Origin of the sequence: Microvirga solisilvae, from assembly GCF_022808595.1 — a bacterium.
Taxonomy (GTDB): Bacteria; Pseudomonadota; Alphaproteobacteria; order Rhizobiales; family Beijerinckiaceae; genus Microvirga; species Microvirga solisilvae.
The window spans coordinates 426,961-449,980 of record NZ_JAKUCN010000001.1; the positions used below are offsets into that span (position 1 = coordinate 426,961).

The 23,020-nt window shown below is 62.8% G+C and carries 24 protein-coding genes; 15 read left to right on the forward strand and 9 right to left on the reverse strand.

What is annotated here, in order from left to right:
- Nucleotides 1-10 precede the first annotated feature (10 nt).
- Nucleotides 11-1,645, reverse strand: a complete 1,635-nt coding sequence (locus MJ639_RS02105) for an acyl-CoA dehydrogenase family protein (protein WP_243368306.1) — start codon at nt 1,643-1,645, stop codon at nt 11-13.
- A 134-nt stretch (nt 1,646-1,779) separates the two neighbouring features.
- Here MJ639_RS02105 and MJ639_RS02110 point away from each other — a divergent pair, with 134 nt between their 5' ends.
- The 6 genes from MJ639_RS02110 to dprA all read left to right on the forward strand — a co-directional run bounded on the left by MJ639_RS02110 (nt 1,780) and on the right by dprA (nt 6,900).
- Nucleotides 1,780-2,505: a Crp/Fnr family transcriptional regulator gene (locus MJ639_RS02110; protein ID WP_243368308.1), complete on the forward strand. Its 726-nt coding sequence runs from the start codon at nt 1,780-1,782 to the stop codon at nt 2,503-2,505.
- A gap of 93 nt (nt 2,506-2,598) precedes the next feature.
- A complete protein-coding gene (locus tag MJ639_RS02115; protein ID WP_243368310.1) occupies nt 2,599-3,546 on the forward strand; it encodes an aspartate carbamoyltransferase catalytic subunit in 948 nt (315 codons plus the stop codon).
- A gap of 3 nt (nt 3,547-3,549) precedes the next feature.
- Nucleotides 3,550-3,798, forward strand: a complete 249-nt coding sequence (locus MJ639_RS02120; RefSeq protein WP_243368312.1) for a hypothetical protein — start codon at nt 3,550-3,552, stop codon at nt 3,796-3,798.
- Nucleotides 3,799-3,802: 4 nt separating this feature from the next.
- Nucleotides 3,803-5,092: a dihydroorotase gene (locus MJ639_RS02125; protein WP_243368314.1), complete on the forward strand. Its 1,290-nt coding sequence runs from the start codon at nt 3,803-3,805 to the stop codon at nt 5,090-5,092.
- A gap of 16 nt (nt 5,093-5,108) precedes the next feature.
- Nucleotides 5,109-5,711 (forward strand): glycerol-3-phosphate 1-O-acyltransferase PlsY, encoded by a 603-nt coding sequence (gene plsY, locus MJ639_RS02130; RefSeq protein ID WP_243368316.1) that lies wholly within the window; start codon nt 5,109-5,111, stop codon nt 5,709-5,711.
- 4 nt (nt 5,712-5,715) lie between these two features.
- Nucleotides 5,716-6,900 (forward strand): DNA-processing protein DprA, encoded by a 1,185-nt coding sequence (gene dprA / locus MJ639_RS02135; protein ID WP_243368318.1) that lies wholly within the window; start codon nt 5,716-5,718, stop codon nt 6,898-6,900.
- 13 nt (nt 6,901-6,913) lie between these two features.
- Here dprA and MJ639_RS02140 read toward each other — a convergent pair whose 3' ends face one another.
- Nucleotides 6,914-7,162: a hypothetical protein gene (locus MJ639_RS02140; protein ID WP_243368320.1), complete on the reverse strand. Its 249-nt coding sequence runs from the start codon at nt 7,160-7,162 to the stop codon at nt 6,914-6,916.
- Nucleotides 7,163-7,268: 106 nt separating this feature from the next.
- A complete protein-coding gene (locus tag MJ639_RS02145) occupies nt 7,269-8,195 on the reverse strand; it encodes an AEC family transporter (protein WP_243368322.1) in 927 nt (308 codons plus the stop codon).
- Nucleotides 8,196-8,343: 148 nt separating this feature from the next.
- Here MJ639_RS02145 and arfB point away from each other — a divergent pair, with 148 nt between their 5' ends.
- On the forward strand, nt 8,344-8,766 hold the full coding sequence (arfB, locus tag MJ639_RS02150; RefSeq protein ID WP_243368324.1) for an alternative ribosome rescue aminoacyl-tRNA hydrolase ArfB: 423 nt from the start codon (nt 8,344-8,346) through the stop codon (nt 8,764-8,766).
- Nucleotides 8,767-8,769: 3 nt separating this feature from the next.
- On the opposite strand, the gene MJ639_RS02155 is transcribed toward arfB, so the two are convergent.
- The gene (locus tag MJ639_RS02155) at nt 8,770-9,810 is read right to left on the reverse strand and encodes a lysine-2,3-aminomutase-like protein (protein WP_279306469.1); all 1,041 of its coding nucleotides are present in this window, start codon (nt 9,808-9,810) and stop codon (nt 8,770-8,772) included.
- Nucleotides 9,807-10,859, reverse strand: coding sequence for an EF-P lysine aminoacylase EpmA (gene epmA, locus MJ639_RS02160; protein WP_243369010.1), 1,053 nt, complete (start codon nt 10,857-10,859; stop codon nt 9,807-9,809). The genes MJ639_RS02155 and epmA overlap by 4 nt, the downstream gene beginning before the upstream one ends.
- A 152-nt stretch (nt 10,860-11,011) precedes the next feature.
- Here epmA and efp point away from each other — a divergent pair, with 152 nt between their 5' ends.
- The 5 genes from efp to MJ639_RS02185 all read left to right on the forward strand — a co-directional run bounded on the left by efp (nt 11,012) and on the right by MJ639_RS02185 (nt 15,823).
- Nucleotides 11,012-11,578, forward strand: coding sequence for an elongation factor P (gene efp / locus MJ639_RS02165; protein ID WP_243368326.1), 567 nt, complete (start codon nt 11,012-11,014; stop codon nt 11,576-11,578).
- A gap of 120 nt (nt 11,579-11,698) precedes the next feature.
- The gene (locus MJ639_RS02170; protein ID WP_243368328.1) at nt 11,699-12,883 is read left to right on the forward strand and encodes an aminotransferase; all 1,185 of its coding nucleotides are present in this window, start codon (nt 11,699-11,701) and stop codon (nt 12,881-12,883) included.
- 217 nt (nt 12,884-13,100) lie between these two features.
- Nucleotides 13,101-14,117 (forward strand): Ppx/GppA phosphatase family protein, encoded by a 1,017-nt coding sequence (locus MJ639_RS02175; RefSeq protein WP_243368330.1) that lies wholly within the window; start codon nt 13,101-13,103, stop codon nt 14,115-14,117.
- Nucleotides 14,114-14,809 (forward strand): RlmE family RNA methyltransferase, encoded by a 696-nt coding sequence (locus tag MJ639_RS02180; protein ID WP_243368331.1) that lies wholly within the window; start codon nt 14,114-14,116, stop codon nt 14,807-14,809. Before MJ639_RS02175 ends, MJ639_RS02180 begins: the two co-directional genes overlap by 4 nt.
- Nucleotides 14,810-14,854: 45 nt before the next feature.
- Nucleotides 14,855-15,823, forward strand: a complete 969-nt coding sequence (locus tag MJ639_RS02185; RefSeq protein WP_243368333.1) for a Gfo/Idh/MocA family protein — start codon at nt 14,855-14,857, stop codon at nt 15,821-15,823.
- Nucleotides 15,824-15,912: 89 nt separating this feature from the next.
- Here MJ639_RS02185 and MJ639_RS02190 read toward each other — a convergent pair whose 3' ends face one another.
- The 3 genes from MJ639_RS02190 to MJ639_RS02200 all read right to left on the reverse strand — a co-directional run bounded on the left by MJ639_RS02190 (nt 15,913) and on the right by MJ639_RS02200 (nt 19,100).
- Nucleotides 15,913-16,770 carry a dienelactone hydrolase family protein gene (locus tag MJ639_RS02190; RefSeq protein WP_243368335.1) on the reverse strand — a complete coding sequence of 286 codons (858 nt, stop codon included), beginning with the start codon at nt 16,768-16,770 and terminating at the stop codon, nt 15,913-15,915.
- A 39-nt stretch (nt 16,771-16,809) separates the two neighbouring features.
- Nucleotides 16,810-18,267: an MDR family MFS transporter gene (locus MJ639_RS02195; RefSeq protein WP_243368337.1), complete on the reverse strand. Its 1,458-nt coding sequence runs from the start codon at nt 18,265-18,267 to the stop codon at nt 16,810-16,812.
- A gap of 71 nt (nt 18,268-18,338) precedes the next feature.
- On the reverse strand, nt 18,339-19,100 hold the full coding sequence (locus tag MJ639_RS02200) for a tetratricopeptide repeat protein (protein WP_243368339.1): 762 nt from the start codon (nt 19,098-19,100) through the stop codon (nt 18,339-18,341).
- Nucleotides 19,101-19,459: 359 nt separating this feature from the next.
- Between MJ639_RS02200 and guaB the strand changes: the two genes are divergently transcribed.
- Both guaB and MJ639_RS02210 read left to right on the forward strand, forming a co-directional pair.
- Nucleotides 19,460-20,953, forward strand: coding sequence for an IMP dehydrogenase (gene guaB, locus MJ639_RS02205; protein WP_243368341.1), 1,494 nt, complete (start codon nt 19,460-19,462; stop codon nt 20,951-20,953).
- Nucleotides 20,954-20,974: 21 nt separating this feature from the next.
- On the forward strand, nt 20,975-21,406 hold the full coding sequence (locus tag MJ639_RS02210) for an MAPEG family protein (RefSeq protein ID WP_243368343.1): 432 nt from the start codon (nt 20,975-20,977) through the stop codon (nt 21,404-21,406).
- A 39-nt stretch (nt 21,407-21,445) separates the two neighbouring features.
- On the opposite strand, the gene MJ639_RS02215 is transcribed toward MJ639_RS02210, so the two are convergent.
- Complete coding sequence (locus MJ639_RS02215) at nt 21,446-21,589, reverse strand: hypothetical protein (RefSeq protein ID WP_243368345.1); 144 nt, start codon at nt 21,587-21,589, stop codon at nt 21,446-21,448.
- 121 nt (nt 21,590-21,710) lie between these two features.
- Here MJ639_RS02215 and MJ639_RS02220 point away from each other — a divergent pair, with 121 nt between their 5' ends.
- Nucleotides 21,711-23,006, forward strand: a complete 1,296-nt coding sequence (locus MJ639_RS02220) for an RsmB/NOP family class I SAM-dependent RNA methyltransferase (protein WP_243368347.1) — start codon at nt 21,711-21,713, stop codon at nt 23,004-23,006.
- Nucleotides 23,007-23,020 lie beyond the last annotated feature (14 nt).

Genomic DNA, 23,020 nt, shown 5'->3' on the forward strand with positions numbered 1-23,020 from the left:
GCCTAGATCGTTATATGGTGACGAAAGCTCTATCCAGCAAGGGTTTCAGGGCTTCTCCCAAGTCGTTGGCTCCCGTCATTCGAGCTGGCTGGTGAAGCCGGGTCAGGGCATAGCTTTCCGTGATTTGGGACGGGGCGGACCGCGCCAGGGCCGCTGCGGCCGCCAGGGTGAAAAGCCGCTCGGCGATGAACCGGGCCTTGGCCTCGGCCTCCGGGGATCTGAGCGCGAGAACGATGTCGCGGGCCGCCTCGGAGGCTCCCGGCAGATCGCTCGCATCGATCATGAGGCGCTCCAGAACAGAGGCAGCCAACTCCGGCTCGCGGTTCTCGACACGCAAGAGATCGAGGGCGATTACATTGCCTGAACCCTCCCAGATCGCATTCACGGGAGCCTCCCGATAGAGTCGGGGCAGGGGGCTCTCCTCTACATAACCGTTGCCACCAAGGCTCTCCATTGCTTCGTAAAGCAGCCGGGGCGCGGCCTTGCAGATGCCGAACTTGGCACCGGGCGTGATTAGACGAGCATAGGCCGCCTCATGCTCATCATGCGGGGCGAGGTCGAAGCTGCGGGCAGTGCGAAGCGCCAAAGCCGTCATCGCTTCATTCTCAAGGGCGAGATCGGCCAGCACCATGCGCATGGCGGGTTGGTCGATGAGCTTCTTCTGAAACACGCTGCGGTGATGGGCATGATGCATGGCAAGGCTCAGGCCCATTCGCACGAGCCCCGCCGAAGCCACCGCGCAGTCCAAGCGGGTGAGCTGCACCATATTGATGATAGTGCGAATGCCTGCGCCTTCCTCGCCGATACGCCAGCCGAAGGCTTCCACGAACTCGACCTCGGAGGAGGCGTTGGAGTGGTTCCCCAGCTTGTCCTTCAGTCGCTGCAGGTAAAGGCCGTTGAGAGAGCCGTCGGGCCGGAAGCGGGGCACGAGGAAGCAGGTGAGGCCGCCAGGAGCTTGCGCGAGAACCAGGAAGGCATCGCACATGGGAGCGGACATGAACCATTTATGCCCTGTGAGCGCATATTCGTCGCCCACTATCAGCACCGCGCGGGTGCTGTTGGCGCGCACATCCGTTCCGCCCTGCTTCTCGGTCATTCCCATGCCGAGGGTGACGGAGGTTTTCTCCCAGAACGGCAGGAAGCGGGAATCGTAGTCCCGCCAGCGGATCTTCGGCAGCCATTCCTTCAGCCTGTCAGGCGCAGCTCCGAGTGCCGCGATCGAGGCATGGGTCATAGTGATGGGGCAGACATGCCCGCTCTCGACGCCCGCCACCGTGTAGATCCGGGCCGCGCGGGCGACATGCTCATGCCCGCTCCTGGGTTCGTCCCAGGTCGAGCAATGGAGCCCATCCACCATGCTGGTCCTCATAAGCGCGTGATAGGCCGGGTGGAAATCGACCATGTCGATCCTGTACCCGCGCGCATCGTGGGTGCGCAGTTTCGGCGGGTTCTCGTTGGCGAGCCGCCCTAGGTCGAGCTGCTCCGCGCTGCCCCAGGCCTTCCCGAAGGCGATCAGGCCCTCTGCTTCAGGGTCCACGCCATTGGCTTTGAGAGCATCTAGTAGCACCCGGTCGCCTGCAATCAGGTTCACATCCCCGAAGAGCGGCGTTTGATTGATGATCTCATGAGTCTGTAATGCGGTCATGGCCACCGAGCCTTTCAGCTTCACCCTTATCTAGGGTCTTGGCGCACCCGGCGTAGCGGCCCCGAGCGGGTAGGACGCTTCTGGTTGAGCCCGTCTCCAGCCCTATCTCGATGTAAAAGACTAGGAGAGTGAGCATGTCCCAGCCGTTGATCCGCAGACTTGAACGGCATGGCCCTCTCACCGTTCAAGAGAAGGAAGTGATCCAGGAGATCACGTCGCGGACCACCGTTTTCGGGCCTCGAGAGGAGATCGTGGCTCAGGGAAGCCGCCCCAATTACAGCAGCTTGATCGTGGAAGGTTTGGCTGCGCGAAACAATTACTCGCTTGATGGGAGGCGTCAGATCACGGCGTTTCACGTTCCCGGTGACTTTGCTGACCTGCACAGCTTTCTCCTCCAGCCTATCGATGATGGCGTCGCCGCGCTCACCTCCTGCACGGTGGCGATGGTTGCTCACAGCGACTTAAAGGAAATCACTAAGAGCTACCCGTATCTCACCCGGGCGCTCTGGCATTGCACCTTGATCGACGCCGCCGTTCATCGGGCATGGCTGACCGCTTTAGGACGAATGGAAGCCTTGGAGCGGCTCGCACACTTTTTTTGCGAGTTGCGGGACCGCCTCGATACCATCGGCATGGTACAAGATAACAGTTTCGACCTTCCGATCACTCAGGAAGACCTAGGCGACGCTTTCGGCATCAGCACGGTCCATGTGAACCGGGTGCTCCAAGAGCTCCGGGCGGAGGGGCTGATCACGTCACGTAACAGGACATTGATCATCAATGACTGGGAGCGTCTGCAGAGTGTGGGGCAGTACAATCCCGAATACCTCCACGTGCATCAACCACTCGAGCGGGATTGAGACGCGAGGTCAGCCATCCCTGAAGTCCTTTTCGTCAGGGCTGGAAAGCCGCTTGCTCGCCCTGTCCGGACCGCCTATAGCGATGGCTTTAAGATGACAGACACCCCGCGATCCGTTTTTCCGCACCGGCATCTCCTCGGAATCGAGGGCTTGTCTCCTTTAGACATTCAGGCGCTGCTTGATCTCGCCGACCAACAGGTCGAGGTGAGCCGCCAGATCGAGAAGCGGAAAACGTCCCTTCTCGGACGCACGCAGATCAATCTGTTCTTCGAGCCCTCCACCCGCACGCAATCCTCGTTCGAGATCGCCGGCAAGCGCCTGGGCGCCGACGTGATGAACATGGCGGTGGCGTCATCCTCAGTGAAGAAAGGCGAGACGCTCATCGACACGGCGGCGACGCTCAACGCCATGCGGCCCGACATCATCGTGGTGCGCCATCATGCGGCGGGCGCAGTGCATCTGCTCGCGCAGAAGGTCGATTGCGCCGTGGTGAATGCGGGCGACGGCGCGCACGAGCACCCGACGCAGGCGCTCCTCGATGCGCTCACGATCCGCCGCAACAAGGGGCGGATCGAAGGGCTGATCGTCGCGATCTGCGGCGACATCCTGCATTCGCGCGTGGCGCGCTCCAACATGATCCTTCTCGCGGCGATGGGCGCGCAGGTGCGGCTCGTGGCGCCGACGAACCTGCTGCCGCCCGGCATTGCGCGCCTCGGTTTTCCGACCTTCACGGATATGCGCAAGGGCCTGGAAGACGCGGACATCGTGATGATGCTGCGATTGCAGCGCGAGCGCATGAACGGCTCGTTCGTGCCTTCGGTGAAGGAGTATTTCCGCTTCTACGGCCTCGATCAGGAAAAGCTCTCCTACGCCAAGCCCGATGCGCTCGTGATGCATCCGGGCCCGATGAACCGGGGGGTGGAGATTTCCTCCGACGTGGCTGATGGCGCGCAATCGCTGATCCGCGAACAGGTCGAGATGGGCGTGGCCGTCCGCATGGCGGTTCTCGAGGCTCTCGCGAGCCATCTGCCGAACGGGTGAGGCATGGTGGGCGATATATCCTACAGTACTGGCGAGACGGCTTCTCTCGGCGACGTCGTCGAACTGGATGGAAGGATGGGGCTGGTCGTCGCCTGCATTGAGAGCGGTCAGTACGCCCCCGAGTTTCCTCAGGAACAATGGGCCTATCTTGAGACAGGTGTTCTCTGGGAAGGTGTCGAGATAGGCATTGTCCACATTCCATCTCTATTGGAGCCCGATATTGTTTTCATCCGGCGCAAGCGTGAGGACTGATTAAGTGGCCAAGAGTTATTTTTTCGCCGGCGCTGAACTGATCGATCCCGATACTTTGAAAGCCGGACGCGGTGCGCTGCTCGTCAGAGACGGACTGATTGCTGATATCGTCTGGGGGCAAACCCCTGACAAGCCATCTGATGCCGACATGATCGATTGCGGCGGCCAGGTTCTGAGCCCCGGCCTCATCGACATGCGCGCCTTCATCGGCGAGCCGGGTGGGCCTTATCGTGAGACACTGAAAAGCGCAGGTGAGGCCGCTGCGGCGGGTGGGGTGACCACTGTCGTCTCCATGCCGGATACGAGCCCGGCCCTGGACGATCCGGCGGTTATCGACTTCATCGTGCGCCGTGCGCGCGACACCTCCGTCGTGAACATCCTGCCCGCTGCTGCTCTCACTAAGGGGCTGAAGGGCGAGGAGATGGCGGAGATCGGGCGGCTGAAGGAAGCCGGTGCCATCATGTTCACCGATGGCGCGCGCTCCGTCACCAATGCGCAGGTCATGCGCCGTGCGCTCACCTATGCCCGCGATTTCGATGCGCTGATCGTCCATCACGTGGAAGACCCGAACCTTGTGGGGCAGGGCGTGATGAACGAGGGCGAGTTCGCCTCCCGCCTAGGGCTTCCCGGCATTCCGCGCGAGGCCGAGACGATCCTGCTGGAGCGCGACATGCGCCTCGTGCGCCTCACCGGCGCGCGCTACCACGCGGCCATGATCTCCTGCGCCGATTCGGCCGAGATCGTCCGGGCCGCGAAGGCCAAGGGGCTGCCGGTGACCTGCGGAATCTCCATCAACCACTTGTCCCTCAACGAAAACGACATCGGCGATTACCGCACCTTCCTAAAGCTCTCTCCGCCTCTGCGGCACGAGGACGACCGGCAGGCGATGATCGAGGCACTGGCCGACGGCACCATCGACGTGATCGTCTCGGACCACAATCCACAGGATGTGGAGAACAAAAGGCTGCCCTTCGCGGAGGCCGCAGATGGAGCGGTCGGGCTCGAAACGCTGCTCTCGGCGGCGCTTCGCCTCGTCCATTCGGACCGCATCTCGCTGCCCAAGCTGCTGCGTGCGCTCTCCACGAAACCCGCGGAAATCCTAGGGTTGCCGGCCGGACGCCTGAAGGTCGGCGCTCCCGCTGACCTCATCCTGTTCGATCCCGATGCTCCTTACGTGCTCGACAAGCGCGATCTGAAATCGCTCTCCAAGAACTCGCCTTTCGACGAGGCGCGCCTCGAAGGACAGGTGACGATGACGATGGTTGCGGGCAGGATCGTGTTCGACCGCCGCTGACGATAACGAGAAGCGAATGCCTGCTGAAGTGAACATGCTGTACCTGCTCGGGGCCCTGATCCTCGGCTATCTCCTGGGCTCCATTCCGTTCGGAGTGATCTTCACCCGCATGGCGGGCTTGGGCGACATCCGGAATGTCGGCTCGGGCAATATCGGCGCGACCAATGTGCTGCGCACAGGGCGCAAAGGGCTTGCTGCCGCAACCCTCCTGGGCGATGCCTTGAAGGGAACGGCTGCCGTGCTGATTGCCGCCCAATGGGGCGAGCATGCCGCGACTATTGCCGGGCTCGGCGCGTTTCTGGGCCATCTCTACCCGGTATGGCTCAAGTTCAAGGGCGGCAAGGGCGTCGCCACCTTCATCGGCGTGCTGATCGGGCTCAACTGGATCGCCGCCCTTGTCTTCGCCGTCATCTGGCTCGGCGTTGCCTTCGCCACCCGCTATTCGTCACTTTCTGCCCTGGTCGCCAGCGCCGCAGTTCCAATCGCCCTGTGGCTCCTCGGCCAGCCCGCCATGGCCGCCATGGTGGTGATGCTCGTGGCGCTCCTGTGGTGGAAGCACAGCCCGAATATCAGCCGTCTGCTCGCGGGCACCGAAGGCAAGATCGGGCAGAAGGGCTAAGGAATTGAACCTCACGGACGAGCAACGCCTCGACTGGCTTCGGCTGATCCGCTCGGAGAATGTGGGGCCGCGCACGTTCCGCGCCCTCGTCAACCAGTTCGGCGGTGCCGCCGCCGCTCTCGAGGCCTTGCCGGATCTTGCCCGTCGCGGTGGACGCCTGCTGCTGAAAGTGACGAGCCGCGCCGAGGCCGAAAAGGAGATGGCCGCCGCCACGCGTCTCGGCGTGCGCTTCGTTGCCATGGGCGAGGCCGAGTACCCGAAGACCCTGCAGGCTATCGATACCGCGCCGCCGTTGATCGCCGTGCGCGGCTCGACAGATGTGCTGGCGCGGCCTTCCGTCGGCATCGTCGGCTCCCGCAATGCCTCGGCCTCCGGACTGACCTTCACCGAGCGCCTGTCGCGCCAGCTGGGCGAGGCGGGCTATGTGGTGATTTCAGGTCTAGCGCGCGGCATCGACACGCGGGCGCACAAGGCGACGCTCGAGAGCGGCACCATCGCTGTTCTCGCAGGCGGTCACGACAAGATTTATCCATCCGAGAACGAGCCCTTGCTGCGCGCCATCGTGGAGCAGGGCGGCGCGATCATTTCGGAAATGCCCATGGGCTGGGAGCCGCGCGGGCGCGATTTCCCGCGCCGCAACCGCATCGTCTCAGGCTTGTCCTATGGGGTCGTGGTCGTGGAAGCGGCACGTCGCTCCGGCTCGCTGATCACCGCGCGCTTTGCTCTGGAACAGGGGCGGGAGGTGTTCGCCGTTCCGGGATCGCCGCTCGATCCCAGGGCCGAGGGCACGAACGATCTCATCCGCGAGGGAGCGACGCTCTGCTCGAGCGTGGAGCATGTGACAAGCGTTCTCGAGCCGCTGATCGCCTCCGGTCCGCGCCTCGATACCGGCGCGGAGGAACCAAGGCACGTTCTCGGGACGGAGGAGCTTTGGGACGAGCTTGATCTGCCGGATGTGCCGCGTGCGCCGACTGGCTCGGTTCTACCGTCGGCGGGTATCGATGACGGCCGGGATGGCGCTGTAGACCTGATCCAGCTGCTGGGGCCTTCCCCGATTGCTGTCGACGACCTCGTGCGCCAATCCGGTTTGCCGATCCGCGCTGTTCAGATGACCCTGCTGGAATTGGAGATTGCAGGCCGCCTGGAGCGTCATGGCGGCAATGCGGTCTCGCTGCTCGCCAGCCGCTGAGCCGCTCTCTAGCTCAGCGCTTGCGCTTTTCAGCCTGCAGCTCCCGTTCCGCTTCCAGCTTTGCCATGTCGAGCAGATAGGCCAGCAGGTCGAGTTTATTCTGCCGGGCGAGATAGGACAGCTCCGCCGTAAACTCGGCAATGTATTGCGCCGTCTCGGTCTTGCTCATGCCCATTGCCGCATCCTGGCCGGAGGCCTGATCGTCGATCTCCGTATCATGAGGCGAGGGAGCGGAGAGAGCTCTGGACTGGGCTTTGGTCATGAAGGTGAAGCTATGCCTTTGGGTGAACGAGCACTCAATATCAACACAACTATAAATAATACAAGTATCGATATACTAACCTAAGGTTGAAATTTCTCAACGAGCGTCAACCCAAAAGGGTGATCATGAGCGGCATGGTGCCGAGTGCCAGCAAGGTCTGGAGAGTGAGGATCTCAGCCATTAACCCAGCATTGCCGCCCATCTGGCGGGCCAGCACATAGGCGGCTGCGGCCGATGGGACCGATGCCGCGACGATGGTGACGATGAGGTCATTTCCGCTCACGCCTGCGAAACGTGCGAAGAACACAGCCATCACAGGCATAAGAACAAGCTTGAGCGTGGCGGTCAGAACGTGGGGCAGTCCGGGCTTGGCGAGCCGGCGGATGTCGAGACCAGCACCCACGATCAGCAAGCCAGCAGCCAGAGCCGCCCGTCCCAGGAGATCGACATAAACCATGATCGGCTTCGGCAGCGGAGGGACGACCAGGTTGAGTAGAAGGCCGATTGCGCAGGACCAGATGAAAGGATTGGTCACGAAGGAGCGTAGGATAGCCCAAGGGCTTTCCTTGGGCCGGCCGGCGAACCGGATGAACACATAGAAGGCGAGCAGGTTCAGAAGCGGCACCATGGCGGCGATAGCCACCGCGATCAGAGCGATGCCGCGCTGGCCGAAAAGGCTGCCCGCCACGGCGAGGCCCACGAAGGTGTTCCAGCGGGTGGCGCCCTGGAAGATCGAGGTGAAGCTTGGACCGTCGATGCCCGCATAGCGCTCGAGCAAGGGCCTGAGGGCCAGCATCAGGCTCGCCATAAGTAGGATGGAGCCGACGAGAGCGCCTCCGACGCCGAGAACCGGCACGGATGCGAGATCCGCCCGGGCCAGCGTGTCGATGATCAGGGCCGGAAAGAAGATCACGTAGGTCGCGCGTTCGAGCCCTGCCCATTGCTGCTCGCTCACGAAATTCGTGGTGCGGCACAGCCAGCCGGTCGCGATGATCAGGAAGGTCGGGATGAGGCTGGCGAAGACAGCGGACATGGATGCGCTTGAAAGGCCGGGCAACCGGCAAAAGGAAGGGTACAAGCGGCTTAAGGCTTCTCGCGGAGGTCGACAAGCATGCGCTAAGCTCGCATGGACTAGAAGCGCTCACGCTCCACTTAATCTTTTCCGTTGTGCCCGAGGCCCCATGATCAAGGTGACGAACAGCATCTTCCTCGATGAGGATGAACTCCAGGAGAGCTTCATCCGCGCATCGGGGCCGGGTGGGCAGAACGTCAACAAGGTGGAATCCGCCGTCCAGCTGCGTTTCGATGTGCGCAACTCGCCGTCCTTGCCGGAGGATGTGAAAGAGCGCCTCGAACGCATCGCCGGAAAGAGGCTCACCAACGACGGTGTTCTCATCATCACCGCGCAGCGCTTCCGCATGCAGGAGCGAAACCGCGAGGATGCGGTGGCGCGCCTTGTCGAGTTGATCCGTCAGGCAACGGAAAGACCTAAGCCACGCAGACCGACGAGACCGACCCTTGCCTCGAAGAAGCGCAGGCTCGAAGCCAAGGGGCGGCGTTCCGAGATCAAGAAAGGGCGGACCGGGAAGCCCTCTTTCGATTGAGGCTCAAGCCTCAGGCGGATAAGTGTGATTACCGCCCTGGTAGTCCGAGATCGTAGTGCAGCCGCCTTTCTCGCTCAGCGTGTCGGGCGCAATCACGGCCTTGCCGTAGCCGCCTGGGATGTCGAGCACATAGGTCGGTTGGCAGAGCCCTGATATGCGTCCGCGCAGGCCCGCCACGAGCGCTCGGCCTTCCTCCAGCGAAAGCCGGAAATGGCTCGTGCCGGGGGCAAGGTCAGGGTGGTGCAGGTAATAGGGTTTGATCCGCGTTTCCACGAAGGCGCGCATGAGGGCGGCGAGCGTATCCGGGTTGTCGTTGATGCCCTTCAAGAGCACGGACTGACTCAGCATCACGATGCCCGCATCCACGAGCTTTGCGCACGACTTGCGCGCAACGGGCGTCAGCTCGCGCGGGTGATTGGCGTGAAGCGCCACATAGGTGGTCTTGCCGCTCGCCTTCAGCGCCACAATCAGCGCCTCGTCGATCCGCTCCGGTTCGACCACCGGCACACGCGTATGGAAACGCACGATCTTCACGTGATCGATGGCGGCAAGCCGCTGCATCAGCTCGGACAGGCGGCGTGGTGACAGTACCAGCGGATCACCGCCGGTCAGGATCACCTCCCAGATCTCGGGATGATCCGCGATATAGGCGAAGGCCTTGTCGAGTGCTTCCGGCGAAAGGGTGCCGAGCCCCTGCGGTCCCACCATCTCGCGGCGGAAACAGAAGCGGCAATAGACCGGACACACATGGACGGCCTTCAGCAGCACCCGGTCGGGGTAGCGATGCACGATGCCCTCGACAGGCGAATGGACGAGATCGCCGATGGGGTCAGCGCGCTCCTCACTCGTCGTTGTCAGCTCGGAAGCCTTCGGCACGAATTGCAGAGCAATCGGGTCGTTCGGATCGTTCCGGTCGATGAGTGCTGCCATGGCGGGACTGATCGCGATGGCGTACTGCTCGGCCACGCGCTCGATCTCGGCGAGCTGACCGGGCGTGATGAGCTCGTTGTCCGCCAGATCCTTCGGTGTGCGAAGCGTGCTCAAGCGTCTGTCTCCGGCACCGGGGCCCAGATCACCTGATCGATGCGCGAGGCGCCGGTGGCGAGCATGACGAGACGGTCGAAGCCGAGCGCGATGCCGCTGGCCTCGGGCATGAGGGCGAGAGCCGCCAGGAAATCCTCGTCAACCGGATAGCTTTCTCCGTAAACCCGCATCTTCTCCGTCATCTCTGCCTCGAAGCGGCGGCGCTGTTCCGCCGCGTCGGTCAGTTCACCGAAGGCGTTCGCCAGTTCCACGCCGCAGGCATAAAGCTCGAACCGTTCGGCCACGCGCGGGTCGCGGGCCGTGGGTCGGGCAAGGGCTGCCTCGGCAACCGGGTACTCGTCGAGGATCGTGGCGCGGCCAAGGCCGAGATGGGGCTCGATCCGCTCCACGATGACGCGGCTGAACAGGTCCGACCAGGTGTCGTCATCGGCCACCCGCATTCCAGCTTGGCGCAGAGCGGCAGCGAGATGATCCCGATCCGTCGCGCCGCTCCGGTCGATGGAGGCGAGAAGGTCGATACCGGCAAAGCGGCTGAAGGCCTCGGCCACGCTCAGCCGCTCAGGCTCCTGAAACGGGTTGGTCTCTCTGCCGCGATAGGTGAGACTGCGCGTGCCGGTCGTCTCGGCGGAAAGCGCCAGCAGGGCAGCGCAATCCTGCATCAGGGTCTTGTAGCTCTCACCGGCCCGATACCATTCGAGCATGGTGAATTCCGGATGGTGCAGGGGGCCACGCTCCCGGTTGCGGTAGACATGGGCGAAACAGGAAATCCGCGTCTCGCCCGCCGCCAGCAACTTCTTGCAGGCGAATTCCGGAGAGGTGTGGAGGTAAAGCGGCGTCCGCGAACCGCCGAGCCCGATAGCCTCGGTGGCGAAGGCATGAAGATGCGCCTCGTTGCCGGGCGAGGTCTGAAGCGTGGCGGTATCAACCTCCACGAAATCCTGAGTGGCGAAGAAGCCTCGGAAGGCAGCCTGGATCCGGTTCCGGCCCATCAGGAAGGGGCGCCGGTCGGCATGGACATGCGGCGTCCACCAGGGCGACGGGGCGGGCACGGGGTTTTCCATTCCAAAAGCTTCCTGAGACGTGAGGCTGGCGATTTGCGCCAAGATAGGCTAGTTGCGGCAGCGAAACCGAATTTCAGTGTCGTCGGGGCAGGAATGCCCGGCCCCGCGGCGCGCCCTATCTGTCACAAGGAACGCTTCCCGTGAAGGTCATCGCCTCTACGCTCCGCAAAGGCAATGTCGTCGATATCGACGGCAAGCTCTATGTCGTGCTTACCGCCCAGAACATTCACCCCGGCAAGGGCACCCCGGTCACCCAGCTCGACATGCGCCGCATCTCCGACGGCGTGAAGGTCTCCGAGCGCTACCGCACCACCGAACAGGTCGAGCGCGCCTTCGTGGAAGACCGCGAGCACACCTTCCTCTACGAGGACGGCGAAGGCTTCCATTTCATGAATCCCGAGACCTACGATCAGGTGGTCGTGCCCGAGGACATCATCGGCGACCAGAAGCCCTACCTGCAGGAAAACATGGCCGTGATGCTCTCGACCCATAACGGCGTCGCGATCGCCATCGAGCTGCCCGCCCGCGTGACCCTCGAAATCACCGAGACCGAGCCGGTCGTGAAGGGCCAGACGGCTTCCTCCTCCTACAAGCCCGCCATGCTCTCCAACGGCGTGCGCACCCTGGTGCCCCCGCACATCCAGGCCGGCACCCGCGTCGTGATCATGACGGAAGACGGCTCCTACGTGGAGCGCGCGAAGGACTAAGATCCTTCACCGCAAGTCAGGCCTAAGCAGGCCTGAACCGATAAGCCTTGAAGGGCAGGGAATTTCGGTGAAGGCTCACCGGGTTTCCTGCCTTTTTCATATCAGGAGCGGAATCGTCCTATGACCAGCGCCCCCTTCAACCCAATCAATCCCCATGTCGCCGATGTCGGCTCTCCTCCGATCCCGGAGGCGCAGAGCTGGACCCGGCGCTATGACGGGGCTTACGGGCCGCTGATCAATCTCTCCCAGGCGGTTCCGGGCAATGCGCCTCATGCGAGCTTCCTGGAGCGTCTAGGAGCCATCGCAGGCGAGGCGGCGACCTCGCAATACGGCCCGATCAATGGCGATGCTTCCCTGCGCCAAGCCTATGCGGAGGAAATGTCATGCCTCTACGAGGGCCGGATCGAGGCGGCAGACACGGCGATCACCGCCGGATGCAACATGGCTTTCTTCGTCGCCATGATGTTGCTCGCCCGCCGTGGCGAGGCGGTGCTGCTGCCGACACCCTGGTATTTCAATCACCAGATGAGCCTGGACATGCTCGGCATCGAGCCGCGCCCGCTGCCCTGCAAGCCGGAGAACGGGTTCGTGCCGCGCATCGAGGATGCGGAGGCACTGATCGACGAGAAAGTGCGCGCCATCGTTCTCGTGACGCCCAACAACCCGACCGGAGCCGTCTATCCCGCTCATGTCATCGAGGGCTTCGCGGAGCTGTGCGCCAGACGTGGCATTTATCTCGTGATCGACGAGACTTACCGGGATTTCCTGCCCCAGGGCATGAACCGCGCGCACGGGCTCTTCACGAGCGACAACTGGCGCAAGAACGTGATCCAGCTCTACTCGTTCTCGAAATCCTATGCGATTCCAGGCCACCGCATGGGCGCCATGACCGCCGATGCGCCGCTGATCGAGCAGATCGCCAAGATTCTCGACTGCATCCAGATCTGTGCGCCGCGCACCGCCCAGGCCGTGCTTCCCTGGGCCATCGAGTCGTTGCGCGATTGGCGGGAGGAGAATCGCGCCGAGATCAACCGGCGTGCACAGGTTTTTCAGAACGCGCTCGCGCCGCTGCCTGAATGGCGGATCGAATCGGCCGGCGCCTATTTCGCCTATCTGCGGCATCCCTTCGCAGGGGCGAAGGCTCAAGCCGTTGCGGAAAAGCTGGCGACCGAGCGTGGCGTTTTGTGTTTGCCCGGCAGCTATTTCGGCCCAGGTCAGGAAGGGCACCTGAGGGTCGCTGTAGCCAATGTGGGCGTAGAGATTCTGGCCACGCTGACCGACCGGCTGAATGGCTTGAAACTCTAACGCTTCGATAGGGCTAGTCCGACAATCTGCGTCGCAACCCTTGGCAGAGGTAGGGGGCGGTTGTTACTCTTAACCCAACACCGGCATTCCGCGAGAATGCCCAAGGATTTAAGTTTTGACCGTGAAAGCCGATGCGACGACCGAACCAGGCGATCGACGCGCGGACCCAGTCTCTGGGGCCGAAGGTGGCTCGTGGCTTTCTTCCGATTCTGAAACAATGCTGCGTAAAAATGAGAAGCGTCGCTCCTCGCGTAGCTATGCGGCGCTCGATCTCGGCACGAATAATTGTCGGCTTCTGATTGCGGAGCCTGCTCATTTCGGGTTTCGCGTCACCGATGCCTTCTCACGGATCGTGCGTCTCGGTGAAGGCCTGGGCCTGGGCAATTCCTTGAGCGACGATGCCATCGAGCGCACCATCGAGGCGCTGCGTGTCTGCCGCGACAAGATGATCGCGAAGGATGTGATCCGCGCGCGCCTCGTGGCGACGGAGGCCTGCCGGCTTGCGAAGAACGGCCCGTCCTTCATCGAGCGTGTGCGCGGCGATCTCGATCTCGATCTCGAAATCGTCGACCGCAAGACGGAGGCCTATCTGGCCGTGACGGGCTGTGCGGCGCTCGCCGACCCCAAGGCCCAGTCGGTCATCGTGTTCGATATCGGCGGCGGCTCGACGGAGATCGCGTGGCTCGACGGGCAGGCGCCGCATGCCTTCGCGGATCCCTGCAAGCGCATCCGCGCCTGGGATTCGCTTCCCGTCGGTGTCGTGACCCTGGCCGAGCGCCATGGCGGCATCGATGTGACGCCCAAGAGCTTCGAGCTGATGGTCGAGGAAGTCTCGGAGCTTCTCGCCGATTTCGCGCTGATAGCCGCCGAGGCGGGCAGGGCGAAGAACTTCCACCTCCTCGGCACCTCGGGAACCGTCACCACAGTCGGCGGCATTCATCTGGGGCTTGCGCGCTATGACCGCCGCAAGGTCGATGGGATGTGGATGCGCAACGGCGAGATCTCGACAGTGATCGACCGTCTGCTGCATTCCAATTTTCAACAGCGCGCCGACAATCCGTGCATCGGCAAGGACAGGGCCGATCTGGTTCTGGCCGGCTGCGCCATTCTCGAAGCGATCCGCCGGGCTTTCCCCTCGGATCGCCTGCGCATCGCGGACCGGGGTCTGCGCGAAGGAATTCTGATGAACATGATGAGAGAGGACAGCGTGTGGCGGGAGGGAAGCCAACGGTGACCACCAAGACCGGTTCGGGGACCCGCAATCTCAAGCAGCGCGTGAAGACCGCGCACAAGCGGACCCTCTCTTCTCAGAAATGGCTTGAGCGCCAGCTCAACGATCCCTACGTGGCCCGCGCCAAGCGCGAGGGCTACCGCTCTCGCGCGGCCTTCAAGTTGATCGAGATCGACGAGAAGTATCACATCCTCAAGCCCGGCCAGCGCATCGTGGACCTGGGCGCCGCTCCCGGCGGCTGGTCGCAGATTGCGGCCAAGAAGGTGGGCGCGAAGGGCAAGGTGGTCGGCATCGATCTTCTGCCCATCGATCCCATGGCTGGCGTCGAATTCATCCAGCTCGACTTTTTGGATGACAGCGCTCCGGGCAAGCTCATCGAGATGCTGGGCGGTCCGGCGGATGTGGTCATGTCCGACATGGCGGCCAACACCACCGGCCACAAGAAGACCGACCACCTGCGCATCATCGGCTTGGCCGAAGCCGCGATCTATTTCGCCCGCGAGATCCTGGCGCCCGGTGGGGCTTTCGTCGCCAAGGTGTTCCAGGGCGGCACGGAAAACCAGCTTCTTGCCGACCTCAAGCGCGACTTCGCCGTGGTGCGCCACGTGAAGCCTGCGGCAAGCCGGGCCGATTCAGCGGAACTCTATGTGCTGGCGACCGGTTTTCGGGGTGGAGCAGACCGCACAGAAGACTGACGGCCGCGCATAGGGCGTGGCCTTCCTGATCGAAGGACCACGCCTATGACACCGCACAAAATCGGCATTATCGGCCTCGGCAAGATCGCGCAGGACCAGCACCTGCCGACAATCAAGGCCAATCCGGATTTCGAGCTTCTGGCGGTGTCGAGCACCCGTGGCCTGACCCATGAAGATGCCCAATACACCTTTCAGGATTATCGCGATCTCCTGAAGCTCAAGGATGTGGAAGCGGTGGCGATCTGCACCCCGCCGCAGGTGCGCCATCAGATTGCTCGGGAAGCATTGTTGGCCGGGAAAAGCGTCCTCCTCGAAAAGCCGCCCGCCGCCACCTTGAGCGAGTTGGAAGACCTGAGACTGCTTGGCGAAAAGGTTGGAAAGACCGTCTTCACCACCTGGCACGCCCAGTACAACAAGGGCGTCGACGAGGCGAAGAAGACGCTCGCCGGCTGGTCGATCAAACGGCTTCAGGTGACCTGGAAAGAGGATGTGCGCCACTGGCATCCGGGCCAGCAATGGATTTGGGCTCCGGGCGGCTTCGGCGTGTTCGATCCCGGCATCAACGCGCTCTCTATCGTCACCCGCATCATGCCGGAGCCGGTCTTCATCAAGACGGCGTCGTTGGAGTTTCCCGCTAACAGGGATGCGCCGATCGCGGCCAATCTGCAATTTCAGACCGGGCATACGGACAGTAATCTCCAAGCGGTCTTCGACTGGCGCCAGACCGGTCCGCAAAGCTGGGATATCGAGGTCGAGACGGATGCAGGCTTTACTCTGAAGCTCTCACACGGCGGAAGCTGCCTCGAGATCGACGGGCGTCTCGTGGTGAAGGAGGAGCCCGCCGAATACCAGGGCATCTACCGCCGCTTCGACGCGCTGCTCACCATCGGCACATCGGAGGTCGACGTTGCTCCGTTCCGCCTCGTGGCGGATGCGTTCATGGTCGGCAAGCGCGTGCAGGTGGACGCGTTCGAGGATAATGCAGGACCAGAGGCGTCATCCCGGACGGCATAGCCGATCCGGGATCGCAAGACGAGAATGGCGCCTTATCCTGATAACGATCCCGGATCTTCGCTGCGCTTCGTCCGGGATGACGCTTGTCATCAAGTCAAATTCTTCTTCAGGAACCCAACCGTACGACTCCAGGCTAGATCGGCCGTTTCCTTGTCGTAGCGGGCGGCGTTGGTGTCGTTGTTGAAGGCGTGGTTCGCACCTTCATAGACGTAAATCTCATACGTCTTGCCGGCCTGCTTGAGCGCGGCCTCGTAGGCCGGGATGCCTGCATTGATGCGCTCGTCGAGGCCGCCGTAATGCAGCATGAGGGCCGCGTTGATCTTCGGCACGTCCTCAGCCTTCGGCTGGCCGCCGTAATAGGCGACGCCTGCGCTCAGGTTCGGCTCGTTGACGGCGAGGTTGTTCACCGCGCCGCCGCCCCAGCAGAAGCCCATGGCGCCGACCTTGCCGGTGCCGCCGGGGCGGGCCTTCAGATAGGCCACCGCCGCCTTGCCGTAGGCGATCACGTCCGGCTGCTTCAATTGGCCGATCATCTCGCGGCCCTTGTCCTCGTCGGCGGGCGTGCCGCCCATGGGCGAGAGGTAATCGAGGCCGAGCGCGATGAAGCCCTCCGTCGCCATGCGGCGGGTCACGTCCTTGATGTGCGGGTTGAGACCCCGGTTCTCGTGAATGACGATCACGGTCGGGAGCTTTCCGGTCGCATCCTTCGGCCTCACCAAATAGCCCTTGAGGCCCTGCGCGCCGGGGATGTCGACCATCTCCGCCGTGATGCGCGGGTCGTTCTCCGGCACAGTCTGCGCCTGGGCGTAGTTGTTCTGCAGGATCGGCAGGATGGCTGCGGCGGCAGCCGAGCTGCCGGCGAGCGCCGCAAGCTTATCGAGGAACGAGCGGCGGCTCATGCCGCCATGGGTGAAGTCGTCGTAGAGGTCGATGATTTTCTGATCCATGGAGGCCTCCTGGTCCTGAGAGCCCATGGTAATGCAATCCTATCGGCGTTCTACCTCTTCACTGAGATTTGTAGTGCCGTCGCCCATGCCCGTGGCCGGAGGCTTCTCCTCGACCGCGCGGTGGCCCGACATTTCGGCGCCTGCAGTCGGATGGAGCTTCATGAAGGCGAAGCCCGCCAGGGCGGAGACCACGGCGACCGCCCAGAAGGCGGGGCCAAAATCTTCCGCCGCGATGGCCGTTCGTCCATGCCAGTGGGCTGCGGCCTCAACCATATAGGCTCCGAAGGCCACGCCCATGCTGAGCGCCACCTGCTGCGCCGCGCTCGACAGGCTTGTGGCGTAGCTCATGTCACGCTTCGAGATTTCCGCATAGGCGATGGCGTTGAGGCTCGTGAACTGGAGCGACCGGAAGCAACCGCCCACCAGCAGGACCAGCATGATCAGCCAATGCGGCGTCGAGGGCGTGAAGAACCCGTTGGCCGCGATGAAGACTGCGCCGATGAAGGCGTTAATGATGAGCACCCGGCGGAAGCCGAACCTTTCCAGGATGCGCTTAGCCATGGTCTTCATGAACAGCGCGCCCACCGCCGCGATGAAGGTGAGGGAGCCGGAGGCCACGGGGCTCAGGCCGAAACCGATCTGCAGCATGAGCGGCAGCAGGAACGGGATCGCACCGACGCCGACTCGGAAGAGCGAACCGCCCAGAACGCTGGTGCGGAAGGTCGGCACCTTCAGCAGGTTCAGTTGCAGAACCGGGTGGGGCGTCCGCTTAGCATGCCAGACATAGGCCACGACGCACAGTGTGCCGATGACGACGCAGGCGAGCGAAACCTCTTCCGGAACGAGATGGCGGCCACCCGAAGCGAGACCCAGCATCAGAAGCGCGAGGCCGATGCCGGAAAGCAGGAAGCCGGCGATATCGAGGGGCGGTGTGTCCTCCTCGCGGATATTGGGAATGTAGATCGTCGCCAGAATAATCCCGAGAATGCCGATCGGGATGTTGATGAAGAAGATCCAGCGCCAATGGAAATAGGTGGTGATGAAGCCGCCCAGTGGTGGACCGACAACGGGGCCAATGAGGGCAGGGATGGTGAGCGTGGCGAGCGCCTGCACCACCTCGTTGCGGGACACGCTGCGTAGCAGTACGAGCCGCCCGACCGGCACCATCATGGCGCCGCCCATGCCCTGCACGAAGCGGGCGATCACGAAGCCTTCCAGCGAGTTCGCCGCCGCGCAGGCGAGGGACCCCGCCATGAACACGCCGATGGCGGCGGTGAAGATGGTGCGCGAGCCATACTTGTCCGCGACCCAGCCCGAGATCGGGATGAAGATGGCGAGGCTGATGAGGTAGGAGGTCAATGCCAGCTTGAGCGCGATGGCATCGGCCCCGAGATCCTGCGCGATCATGGGAAGCGAGGTCGAAATGACCGTCGAATCCATGTTCTCCATGAAAAGGGCAGTGGCGATGATCAGGGGGAGAAGGCGAGCCTGGCGCATGACCTGCCGGACTTAGCGCTCTTAAGCTCGAATGCCTAGCCTGAATGTCGCTAATCTTATTTTTCGGTGCGTTAGCGAGGCGTCTTCTCGTAGAGGATCTCAAGATCCTCCTTCGCATCGGCGATGCGAGAGGCATTGCCGCTTTTCTCCGCCAATTCTAAGCGACGCTTCATGAAGGCTTCCGCTTCCTTGAAGCGACCTTCCTCCGATGAAAGAACGCCAAGCTGGAAAAGCGCCGTGTCGACTTTGTCCATGGCTTTGCGCTTCATGGCGATGTCGAGCAGGCGCTCGAGAAACCCACGTGCAGCGCTCATCTCGTTCAGGGCATGGGCATTCTGAGCGAGGTTGGTGAGCACCGTGTAAAGTTTCGAGCTATCGGGGCCGAAGAGCTTTTCTCCGCCTGCGAGAACCTGCTTGTTCAAGGCGAGAGCCTCGGAATAGCTGCGGGCTTCATGCAGGCAGTATGCGAGCCGTTCACGCAATCCGAGCCGCTGATCCTCCGAATATTCCGATGCGGCATCGAACAGGGGCATGGCCTTCTTATAAAACTCGATTGCCATCCTCCAATCGCCGACCGCCTCCGCTTGAAGGGCAATGTTGTAGGTCAGCCTCGTGCGCTCCTGGTCCGACAGGAAGGGGCGGGCCGCATCGATCCGCAATGCCTCCACGCTTGGAGGGAGGGATTCGGCTGCTCTCTCAGCCCGATAGAGGACGAAACCCCGCAGGAAGTTGAGTTCGCCCTGCGCTTCCTGATCGCCTGACGATACCTTCTTTTCCAAGGTATTGAGTTCGGCCAAGGTCTCCCTGATGCTGAAGAACTGATCGGGATCCATGACTTTTCGATGGATTTGCTTCAGGCGTTCCAAGGGAGTTGCCGCTTCAATGGCAATCGCCGGGTTGGCGAGGTTTATGAGCGGCAGCAACACCGTCAGTAACTGCCGTATTACTTTCCCGATCCAGTTTTTCATAAGCCTGCCCACTACGAATCGCCATAATTATAACAATATATCTATCGGGGGATGAGGCTCGGCACGAGGTTGAGGCTGGCCAGAGCCCAGACGTGCAAGCATGGGACCTTGCCCTCAATTGCATGACTTTGCTCCCTTCCCCTGCCGACACAGCCGTGCTACGGACCCGCGTCAACTCGATAAGCGATATCGCTTGCCCACCGCGCACCCCAAGGGAGTTGACCATGGCCTCAATCGTTACGGATAAGATCATCGAGGGACTGACCTTCGATGACGTGTTGCTCCGGCCCGGCCGCTCCGAAGTCATGCCCAGCGACGTGAATGTCGCGACCCGGCTGACCCGCACCATCCACCTCAATATGCCGATCATCGCTTCGGCCATGGATACGGTCACGGAAGCGCGCATGGCGATCGCCATGGCCCAGAACGGGGGCTTGGGCGTGATCCACCGCAATCTCGAGCCGGAGGCTCAGGCCGAGCAGGTGCGCCTCGTGAAGCGGTATGAATCCGGCATGGTGATGAACCCGATCACCAGCTACCCGGACGAGACCCTGGCCGATGCGCTGGCCACCATGAAGCATCACGGCATTTCCGGCATTCCGGTGGTGGAGCGCGGTCCCAACAACACTAAGGGCAAGCTCGTCGGCATTCTCACCAACCGCGACGTGCGCTTCGCCAGCAATCCGGGTCAGCCGGTCTCCGAGCTGATGACCAAGGACCGGCTCATCACCGTCCGCGAGGGCGTGACCCAGGACGAGGCGCGCCGCCTCCTGCACCAATTCCGCATCGAGAAGCTGCTGGTGGTCGACGACCATTACCGCTGCATCGGCCTCATCACCGTGAAGGACATCGAGAAGCAGGTGGCCTATCCGAATGCGGCCAAGGATGCCCAAGGTCGCCTTCTCGTTGCCGCCGCCACCACCACGGGCGAGCAGGGCTTCGAGCGCGCCGAGCGCCTCATCGATGCCGGCTGCGACGTGGTCGTGGTCGATACGGCCCACGGCCATTCCGTGAAGGTTCTGGAGAGCGTCACCCGCGTGAAGAAGCTCTCGAACGCCGTTCAGGTGATCGCCGGCAACGTGGCGACCCGCGAAGGCGCTCAGGCGCTCATCGATGCGGGCGCGGACGCGATCAAGGTCGGCATCGGCCCCGGCTCCATCTGCACCACCCGCATCGTGGCGGGCGTGGGCGTGCCCCAGCTCACTGCGATCATGGAGGCCGTCGAGGCCGGTCATGCCGCCGATGTGCCGGTGATTGCGGACGGCGGCATCAAGTTCTCGGGCGATCTCGCCAAGGCTCTCGCGGCCGGTGCCTCCTGCGCCATGGTGGGCTCGCTGCTTGCGGGCACGGACGAGACACCCGGCGAGGTGTTCCTCTATCAGGGCCGTTCCTACAAGGCCTATCGTGGCATGGGCTCCGTGGGCGCCATGGCCCGCGGCTCGGCGGACCGCTACTTCCAGGCTGAAGTGCGCGACACCCTGAAGCTCGTGCCGGAAGGCATCGAGGGGCAGGTGGCCTATAAGGGGCCTGTCTCGGGCGTGCTCCACCAGCTTACCGGCGGCCTGCGCGCCTCCATGGGCTATGTGGGTGCTGCGACCCTGCCGGAATTCCGCGAGAAGGCCCAATTCATCCGCATCACCAGCGCGGGCCTGCGCGAAAGTCACGTCCATGACGTGACGATCACCCGTGAGAGCCCTAACTATCCGACGCGTAGTTAAGGTTCACACGAGTTCTAGCCCATGAGCATCACCGCCGTTCTCCTGCCCGTCTATGTCCTGATCGGGCTCACCTTCGTTCTGCTTTTCCTGATGGGGAGCACGCGGATTGCGTCTCTCAAGTCCGGAGAGGTGAGAATGGGGGACATCGCTCTGGGCGAGCGCAACTGGCCGAAGCGCGCGCTGCAGTTCCAGAACGCGTTTCATAATCAGTTCGAAGTGCCGGTGCTCTTCTATGTGCTGGTGGTTCTGGCGCTCATCACCCGCAAGGCCGATATGCTCTTCGTGGTGATGTCCTGGATGTTCGTAACGAGCCGTCTGGTTCATGCTGCCATTCACATCACCTCGAACAGGGTGATGTGGCGCTTCCAGGCCTTCTTGCTCGGCGTGCTGATCCTCATCGTCATGTGGATCATCTTCGCCATCCGTGTCGCCGGCGCGGAGGCTGGCCTTTAAAGGCGGGACGGGCGCTCTCGCCCATCCCGCTCTTTTCGATTAGTACTTCTTGCCGCTTTCGAGCTGGGTCTTGGCATCCGTCATCTTGCGCGGGGGCGGGGTGAAGTCGGCAGCCGGAGTCGTGGCGCAGGCAGCAATCGCGAGAGTGAGGCCGAGGGCCACGAGGCGGGAGAGGATCGACATTGTTCTAGGCTCCAAGAGAGAATCGTGCTGAGCGCACGCCCTCTTGAATCCACGTCTGAACGCGTCGGAAAATAGGAAACAATGTGTCGCTTCTGCGGCCTAGGTTAAGTGTGCTTTTTCGATGACACCTGCTGCCCGCATCTCCGCCGCCATCGAGGTCCTTGGAGACATCGACGCCCGCCGCCGTCCGGCGGCTGAGGCCCTCAAGGATTGGGGCCTCTCGCACCGTTTCGCCGGGTCGAAGGATAGGGCGGCCATCGCGAGCCTTGTTTATGATGCGCTGCGCCGCAAGGCTTCCGCCGCCTGGGTCATGGGAGAAGGCACGCCCCGGGCCATCCTGCTCGGCATGCTGCATCTCCAGCGGGGCATGACGGTGGACGCTGTCGCGGCTCTTTGCTCGGGCGAGCGTTTCGCGCCGGAGCCCTTGTCCACCGCCGAGCGCGGGAAGCTGGAAGCGGCAAATCTTGAAGGTGCTCCGGCTCATGTGGCGGGCGATTTTCCGGAATGGATCGAGCCCTCGCTTCAGCACCTTTTCGGCGATGACCTTGTGTCCGAAATGCAGGCGCTGACCACGCGAGCGCCTTTGGACCTGCGCGTGAATACCTTGAAGGTCTCGTCCCGCGAGGAGGCGCACGATGCCCTGCCGCATCTGAGTGCCGTCGAAACGCCTCTATCACCCTTGGGCCTGCGCATCGCGCCGAGCGAGGATGGACGCGGACCGGCGGTTCAATCGGAGCCCGAATTCATCAAGGGCTGGATCGAGATCCAGGACGAAGGTTCACAACTGGCCGCACTTCTCTCCGCCGTGAAGCCCGGCGAGCAGGTGGTCGATCTCTGCGCGGGAGGCGGCGGCAAGACGTTGGCGCTCGCGGCCATGATGGAGAACCACGGACAGATTTACGCCACCGACGGCGATGCGCGCCGGCTTGCCCCCATCCACGACCGCCTGACCCGCGCGGGCGTGCGCAACGTGCAGGTTCGAACGCCGCGCGGCGGAGCCGATGCCGTCACCGATCTCGACGGCAGGATAGATTGCGTGCTGGTCGATGCGCCCTGCACGGGCGTCGGCACGTGGCGGCGCAATCCGGACGCGAAATGGCGTCTGCGCCCCGGCAGCCTGGAGGTGCGCCGCAAGGAGCAGGCGATCGTTCTCGACCGCGCCGCCGCCTTGGTGAAGCCGGGTGGGCGGATCGTCTACATCACCTGCTCGATCCTGCCGGAGGAGAACGACGAGGCAATTGCGGGCCTATTGGAACGGCATGAAGACTTTACGATCCTTCCTCAGGAACAGGTGCTCGCACAAGCCGGTCTCACCAGCCTCAAGAGCCTTACCCGCAAGACGGTTCATGGTCTCCAGATGACGCCTCGCAAAACAGGCACGGATGGCTTCTTTGTAACAATCCTCCAGAGAGGCTAAGCTCTCTCGCGTGG

What these genes read in the sequence shown, in the direction of transcription:
- MJ639_RS02175 (WP_243368330.1), top strand. Translation starts at nt 13,101, where the DNA reads ATGCTGCGTAAAAATGAGAAGCGTCGCTCCTCGCGTAGCTATGCGGCG.
- MJ639_RS02190 (WP_243368335.1), bottom strand. Translation starts at nt 16,770, where the DNA reads ATGGATCAGAAAATCATCGACCTCTACGACGACTTCACCCATGGCGGC.
- guaB (WP_243368341.1), top strand. Translation starts at nt 19,460, where the DNA reads ATGGCCTCAATCGTTACGGATAAGATCATCGAGGGACTGACCTTCGAT.
- plsY (WP_243368316.1), top strand. Translation starts at nt 5,109, where the DNA reads ATGCCTGCTGAAGTGAACATGCTGTACCTGCTCGGGGCCCTGATCCTC.
- MJ639_RS02215 (WP_243368345.1), bottom strand. Translation starts at nt 21,589, where the DNA reads ATGTCGATCCTCTCCCGCCTCGTGGCCCTCGGCCTCACTCTCGCGATT.
- MJ639_RS02220 (WP_243368347.1), top strand. Translation starts at nt 21,711, where the DNA reads ATGACACCTGCTGCCCGCATCTCCGCCGCCATCGAGGTCCTTGGAGAC.
- MJ639_RS02210 (WP_243368343.1), top strand. Translation starts at nt 20,975, where the DNA reads ATGAGCATCACCGCCGTTCTCCTGCCCGTCTATGTCCTGATCGGGCTC.
- MJ639_RS02140 (WP_243368320.1), bottom strand. Translation starts at nt 7,162, where the DNA reads ATGACCAAAGCCCAGTCCAGAGCTCTCTCCGCTCCCTCGCCTCATGAT.
- MJ639_RS02195 (WP_243368337.1), bottom strand. Translation starts at nt 18,267, where the DNA reads ATGCGCCAGGCTCGCCTTCTCCCCCTGATCATCGCCACTGCCCTTTTC.
- MJ639_RS02170 (WP_243368328.1), top strand. Translation starts at nt 11,699, where the DNA reads ATGACCAGCGCCCCCTTCAACCCAATCAATCCCCATGTCGCCGATGTC.
- MJ639_RS02185 (WP_243368333.1), top strand. Translation starts at nt 14,855, where the DNA reads ATGACACCGCACAAAATCGGCATTATCGGCCTCGGCAAGATCGCGCAG.
- MJ639_RS02145 (WP_243368322.1), bottom strand. Translation starts at nt 8,195, where the DNA reads ATGTCCGCTGTCTTCGCCAGCCTCATCCCGACCTTCCTGATCATCGCG.
- MJ639_RS02200 (WP_243368339.1), bottom strand. Translation starts at nt 19,100, where the DNA reads ATGGATCCCGATCAGTTCTTCAGCATCAGGGAGACCTTGGCCGAACTC.
- MJ639_RS02120 (WP_243368312.1), top strand. Translation starts at nt 3,550, where the DNA reads ATGGTGGGCGATATATCCTACAGTACTGGCGAGACGGCTTCTCTCGGC.
- arfB (WP_243368324.1), top strand. Translation starts at nt 8,344, where the DNA reads ATGATCAAGGTGACGAACAGCATCTTCCTCGATGAGGATGAACTCCAG.
- MJ639_RS02110 (WP_243368308.1), top strand. Translation starts at nt 1,780, where the DNA reads ATGTCCCAGCCGTTGATCCGCAGACTTGAACGGCATGGCCCTCTCACC.
- MJ639_RS02105 (WP_243368306.1), bottom strand. Translation starts at nt 1,645, where the DNA reads ATGACCGCATTACAGACTCATGAGATCATCAATCAAACGCCGCTCTTC.
- MJ639_RS02115 (WP_243368310.1), top strand. Translation starts at nt 2,599, where the DNA reads ATGACAGACACCCCGCGATCCGTTTTTCCGCACCGGCATCTCCTCGGA.